This is a genomic window from Mesorhizobium sp. M00.F.Ca.ET.216.01.1.1, from assembly GCF_004010325.2.
Classification (GTDB): domain Bacteria; phylum Pseudomonadota; class Alphaproteobacteria; order Rhizobiales; family Rhizobiaceae; genus Mesorhizobium.
In genome coordinates, this window is sequence record NZ_SADR02000023.1 from 119,816 (window position 1) to 125,915 (window position 6,100).

Genomic DNA, 6,100 nt, shown 5'->3' on the forward strand with positions numbered 1-6,100 from the left:
GACTTTGCTTGAAATCCTTTCGCGACCGAAACCGCGACAACCGCCCACATCAGCCCGTGAAAATCAGGGCTGAACAGGCGCGTCCGCGCAAAACCGGCGGGGTGGCCAGGCCAGAAGCCAAGCTGGATGAGCGGCGTGAGCCAAAAGCCGCGCAGCGGGTGCTTTCGCGCCGCGAAGGTGCCTTGCCCGCCGAACATCTTCCGCTGATCCTCGAAGTGGCGCCCAATCAGGACTATGCGCTGCTCGACAGCGGCGCCGGACAAAAGCTCGAGCAGTACGGCCCCTACCGCATCGTCCGACCCGAAGGCCAGGCGATCTGGCAACGGGCGTTGCCGGCACGTGACTGGGACCGCGCCGACGCTATTTTCACCGGCGACACCGACGAGGAAGGCATCGGCCGCTGGCGCTTCCCAGGGACGCCGCTCGGCGAGACCTGGCCGATGAAGCATGACGGCATCGACTATCTCGGCCGCTTCACCTCGTTTCGCCATGTCGGCGTCTTCCCCGAACAGGCCTCGCACTGGGATCATATGGCCGGGCTGATCGCGGCAGCGAAGCGGCCGGTCAAAGTGCTGAACCTGTTCGGCTACACCGGCCTCGCCTCGCTGGTGGCGGCCCGCGCCGGCGCCGAGGTCACCCATGTCGATGCGTCCAGGAAGGCTATCGGCTGGGCCCGCGAGAACCAGGAGATGGCCGGGCTCGGCAGCAAGCCGATCCGCTGGATCGTCGACGACGCCGTGAAATTTGCCGAACGCGAGGAGCGTCGCGGCAGCCGTTACGACATCATCCTGTTCGATCCGCCCGCCTATGGCCGTGGCCCCAAGGGCGAGGTCTGGCAGCTGTTCGAGGACCTGCCGGGACTTACCGACCTCTGTCGCGCGATCCTGACGCCGAAGCCGCTTGCCGTGGTGCTGACCGCCTATTCGATCCGCGCCTCCTTCTTCGCCATCCATGCCCTGATGCGCGATACATTTGCCGGCATGGGCGGCAAGGTTGAATCGGGTGAACTGATCATCCGCGAAAAATCCGCCGGCCGGGCGCTGTCGACCTCGCTGTTCTCACGCTGGGTAGCCTGAAATGAGTGGATACGAGGGCCCCCGTGTGGCCGGGCAGGTAAAACAAGTCACCAGCCTCGCCAACCCGCTGATCAAGGACATCAAGGCGCTGGCCCTGAAGAAATTCCGCGACCAGCAGAATGCGTTCATGGCCGAGGGGCTGAAACTGATCATCGACGCGCTCGACCTCGGCTGGTCGATCCGGACGCTGGTCTTCGCCAAGGCCGGATACGGCAACCCCGCGGTCGAGAAGGTGGCGGCGCGTACGGTTGCTGCCGGCGGCACCGTGCTCGAAGTCTCGGAAAAAGTGCTGGTCGCCATCACCCGCCGCGACAACCCGCAAATGGTCGTCGGCGTCTTTTCACAGAAGTTCCTGCCACTGAAGGATATCCGTGCTCGAGATGGCGACGTCTGGGTGGCACTTGACCGGGTGCGCGACCCCGGCAATCTCGGCACCGTCATCCGCACCGTCGATGCCGTCGGGGCAAAGGGCGTCATCCTGGTCGGCGAGACCACCGACCCTTTTTCCGTCGAGACCGTGCGCGCCACCATGGGCTCGATCTTCGCCGTGCCGGTGACAAAAGCCACGCCGGAAGCCTTCCTTGCCTGGCGGAAGAGCTTCCCCGGCCTGGTCGCCGGAACGCATCTTAAGGGTGCGGTCGACTACCGCTCGGTCGATTTTTCCAACGGCTCGGTGCTGCTGCTTATGGGCAACGAGCAGCAGGGCCTGCCCGACAGCCTGGCCGAAAGCTGCGACAGGCTGCTGCGGATTCCACAAGCTGGCCGCGCCGATTCGCTCAATCTCGCGGTAGCGACCGGCATCATGCTGTTCGAGATCCGGCGCGGCGCGCTAAAGCTTGCCCCTGAGGATGTCAAATCGTGAAATCATGGTCCCCCTATGCGCTGCTTGTCATTGCAGCAATAGCACTCGACCAGTGGGTGAAATACATGGTCGAGACAGGGCTTGCCTTTCAGGAAAAGTTCGATCTCGTGCCGTTCCTGGCGCTCTACCGCACGTACAACACCGGCATTGCCTTCTCGATGTTTTCGTCTTTCGGCGACACCGGCCTGGTGGTCATCGCGGTGCTCGTCGTCGCTTTCGTGCTTTACCTGGCGGCCCGCACGCCGCCAGGTCACGTCGTCGCCCGCACCGGCTTTGCGTTGATCGTCGGCGGCGCGCTCGGCAATCTGCTCGACCGCGCCACCTATGGCCACGTCATCGACTACATATTGTTCCACACGCCGGTGTGGTCCTTTGCGGTCTTCAATCTCGCCGATGCCTTCATCTCGGTCGGCGCCGCCGTGGTCGTTTTCGACGAGCTCATCGGCTGGCGCCGCGAGGTCAGGCCTCAGGGTCCCGACGCTTGAACGATTGACCTCGCTGGACGGTCACCGCACAGTCCGCAAGATCCGCACATTGCCAGACCGAGGAGGAAAAAATGCCCGAAACCTTCAAAGCCGTCCTCGTTTCGCGTGACGCCGAGAAGAAGCAGTCGGTCGCGGTAACGGACCTCACCGAAGCCGACCTGATGGAGGGCGACGTCACCGTCGCGGTCGAGGCAACGACCGTGAACTACAAGGATGGCCTCGCCATCACGGGCAAGGCGCCGGTGATCCGCCGCTGGCCGCTGGTGCCGGGCATCGACCTCGCCGGAACCGTCATCTCATCTTCCCATGCCGACTGGCGCAAGGGTGACAAGGTCGTATTGAATGGCTGGGGCGTCGGCGAAACCCATTTCGGCGCCTATGCCGGGCGAGCCCGCGTCAAGGGCGACTGGCTGGTGCCGCTGCCGGACGGCATGAGCCCGCATGATGCGATGGCGGTTGGCACGGCAGGCTACACGGCCATGCTTTGTGTCATCGCCCTGGAACGGCACGGCATCGTGCCCTATCGCGGACCGGTGGTGGTCACGGGTGCCGCCGGCGGCGTCGGTTCGGTCGCGGTCTCGATCCTGTCCAGCCTCGGCTATCATGTCATCGCCTCGACCGGCCGTAATGCCGAAAGCCCCTATCTGATCGACCTCGGCGCAGCGGAAGTGATTTCACGCGACGAGCTTGCCCAGCCGGCGAAGCCGCTCGCCAAGGAGCGTTGGGCCGGCGGCATCGATGCGGTCGGCAGCCACACGCTGGCCAACGTCCTGTCGATGACCTCCTATGGCGGGGCGGTCGCAGCCTGCGGCCTGGCCGGCGGCATGGACCTGCCGTCGAGCGTCGCCCCGTTCATCCTGCGCGGCGTTTCGTTGCTCGGCATCGATTCGGTGATGGCGCCGAAGGCGGTACGCATGGAGGCTTGGCGCCGCATCGGTGCCGATCTCGATCGCAAAAAGCTCGCAACCTTGTCCACGACCATCGGCTTCGACGGCATCATCGGTGCCGCCCGCGACATTGTCGACGGCAAGATCAGGGGCCGCGTGGTGGTGGATATGTGAGCCCCACCAATAGGGCAGGAAATGGCGCAAAAGCCGCGCGACCGCTAAAATTCGAACGATCCGCCGAAACCTTCCATAATCTCTGTCTGGCAAGGATATCGCATGGTCGCGGAATCCGGCATCAGAGAGACGGAGAGTGCTGAAAGCGTAGGCGGGCTGGATCGCGAGGCGCTGAAGCGGCAGCTTCTTGCCCCGCCGCCGCTGGCACCCGAGCTGCCGCCGGCCAATCGCGAAGGCCTGCCCTTCCTGACGGTCGCCATCACCGTGCTGGCAGGGCTGTCGCATCTGACCGGGGCGCCGATCTTCATCACCATCGGTTTGCTGACGACCGGCATGGCCGGTCTTTCCATGCATCTGCGTAGCAAGCGAGCCGAGCGCCGCGCGGCCGCCTTGCTCGACGAAACCGCCGCTCGCAGCCGCGCCGAGATCGAGACGCTGGCCGACCGCATGTGGGAGATGCAGGAGGGCGAGGAGCGTTTTCGCGGGCTGATCGACGCGCTCGGCGATCTCGTCGTCCATCGCGACCGCGACGGCCACATCGTCTATGCCAACAAGGTGTTCGCCAGCCTTGTCGAGACCGATCAGCGCGACCTTGCCGGCAAGACCCTGGCCGAACTCGGCATCGATGTCGGCATCGTCCCCGATGCCGCCTTCTCGGACCGCGAATGCCTGAGCTCCACCGATGTCGCCATCCGCACGCCAAGCGGCCCGCGTTGGTTCTCGTGGATCGAACTCTCCGTGCGCGACAAAGACAGCGGCGCCGTCTCGCATCGGGCGATCGCCCGCGACATCACCGCCCGCAAGCGCGCCGAATCGTCATTGATCACCGCCCGCGAGCGGGCCGAATATGCAAGCCAGGCCAAGTCGCGCTTCCTAGCCACCGTCAGCCATGAGATCCGCACGCCGATGAACGGCATCATGGGCATGGCCAAGCTTCTGGCCGACACTAATCTTTCGCCCGAACAGCGGACCTATGTCGGCGCCGTCTCGACTTCGGCCAGCGCGCTGCTCGCCTTGATCGAGGACCTGCTCGACTATTCCAAGATCGAGGCCGGCCGCTTCGACCCGGAACCGCAGCCGACGTCGCTGCGCGAGATCGCCGACAACATCATCGAACTCATGGCGGCGCGCGCCTTCGCCAAGAACATCGGTCTCGGCTGCCATGTCGAACCCGACGTGCCGCAGATGATCACCGCCGATCCGGGCAGGGTGAGGCAGGTGCTGCTCAACCTCATCGGCAACGCCGTCAAGTTCACCGACACTGGCGGCGTGCTGGTGAGCGTCGCGCGCGCGCGCACCGAAACGACCGACCGCATATGCTTCACCGTCGCCGACACCGGGCCTGGCTTGCACGAGGAGGACATGGAGCGCATCTTCGAGGAGTTCGAACAGTCCGACGGCACCTCGACCCGGGCGCATGGCGGCGCCGGTCTCGGTCTTGCCATCTCCAAGCGCCTGGTAACCGCCATGGGCGGTGCAATTTCGGTGTCAAGCCGGCTTGGCGAGGGATCTGAATTCGTCTTCGAGATCCCGGCAACGGCGGCGACCGAGCCGCCGCAGAACCGTCAGAACATTCTATCCGGCCGGCGCGCGGTGATCGTGTCGAAGAACACGGTCGAGGCCGACGCCATCGCCCGCGCCGTCCGTGCCCACGGCGGCGCCGTCGACTTGGCCACAACCGCGGCTCAGGCGGCGGCTTTCGCCGGGGGCTGCGACGTGCTCCTGGTCGATGCGGCGATGGAGAACAGTGATGGCAGGCTGCTCAAGCGCTTGCGCCAGAGCGGTTTTTCCGATTGCGAGGCCATTACGCTGATCGCACCCACCGACCGCGGCATGCTCGGTGAATTCCGCGCCAGCGGCTACGCCACCTTCCTGGCAAGGCCGGTGCGCGGCGAGACGTTGCTGCGCGTGCTCCTGACCAGCCATGCACCCGCCCTTGCCCAGCCGCAACCGGAGAACCGCGGCTCCTCACCTGTTCATGCCGGCGGCCGCCAGCAGGGCCTGTCAGTGCTGATCGCCGAAGACAACGACATCAACGCCATGCTTGCCCGCGCCACGCTTCTGAAGGCCGGGCATCGCGTGAAAGTGGTCGGCAATGGCAAGGCCGCCGTCGAGGCCGTCACCGACGCCGGACTGAAGCACCGCTTCGACATCGTGCTGATGGACCTGCATATGCCGGTGATGGATGGACTGGACGCCATCGCCGCCATCCGCCGCCATGAGGAGGCAATGGCCGTGCCGCCGGTCCCGATCATGGTGCTTTCGGCCGACAGCCAGGAAAAGACCCGCCATACGGTGCTCGCCCATGGCGCCAGCGGCTTCGTCACCAAGCCTCTCGATCCCGACGCCCTGGTCCATGCGGTCGAGGGCCAGGTGGCAGCCTGAGCTGCACCGGTCCCGTCCCTCGCGTGCTCCTCAGCCCAGGGCTCCGAATCCAGGTTAACGGCGGAGCTCGCCGAGGATTGCGGCGAGGTAGTCGGTGCTCCACGCGGCCTTTTTGCGTCTGAGTTTGATGGAGTGCTTATCGCTGACGGTACGGACCAGGTTGATGGCGAAATGGCGCACGATGGCCATGTTGAGGGCGCCGTGGCCTTTTCTGAGCCGCGATTGGTCGTC

Annotated in this window: 5 protein-coding genes and 1 pseudogene; 5 read left to right on the forward strand and 1 reads right to left on the reverse strand. The window is 65.2% G+C overall.

All coding sequences use genetic code 11. The features are described from left to right. Positions 1–8 precede the first annotated feature (8 nt). The 5 genes from EN859_RS26390 to EN859_RS26410 all read left to right on the forward strand — a co-directional run bounded on the left by EN859_RS26390 (position 9) and on the right by EN859_RS26410 (position 5,869). Complete coding sequence (locus EN859_RS26390; RefSeq protein ID WP_127855510.1) at positions 9–1,076, forward strand: class I SAM-dependent rRNA methyltransferase; 1,068 nt, start codon at positions 9–11, stop codon at positions 1,074–1,076. Position 1,077: 1 nt separating this feature from the next. Beyond that, a complete protein-coding gene (locus tag EN859_RS26395; RefSeq protein ID WP_127855509.1) occupies positions 1,078–1,938 on the forward strand; it encodes an RNA methyltransferase in 861 nt (286 codons plus the stop codon). After that, positions 1,935–2,423 (forward strand): signal peptidase II, encoded by a 489-nt coding sequence (lspA, locus tag EN859_RS26400; RefSeq protein WP_127855508.1) that lies wholly within the window; start codon positions 1,935–1,937, stop codon positions 2,421–2,423. Before EN859_RS26395 ends, lspA begins: the two co-directional genes overlap by 4 nt. 71 nt (positions 2,424–2,494) lie before the next feature. Next, positions 2,495–3,484, forward strand: a complete 990-nt coding sequence (locus EN859_RS26405) for an MDR family oxidoreductase (protein WP_127855507.1) — start codon at positions 2,495–2,497, stop codon at positions 3,482–3,484. Between the two features lie 102 nt (positions 3,485–3,586). Continuing rightward, positions 3,587–5,869: a PAS domain-containing hybrid sensor histidine kinase/response regulator gene (locus tag EN859_RS26410; RefSeq protein ID WP_127855506.1), complete on the forward strand. Its 2,283-nt coding sequence runs from the start codon at positions 3,587–3,589 to the stop codon at positions 5,867–5,869. Positions 5,870–5,923: 54 nt separating this feature from the next. Here EN859_RS26410 and EN859_RS26415 read toward each other — a convergent pair. Then, positions 5,924–6,100, reverse strand: a pseudogene (locus EN859_RS26415) (ISAs1 family transposase); the annotation flags it as partial.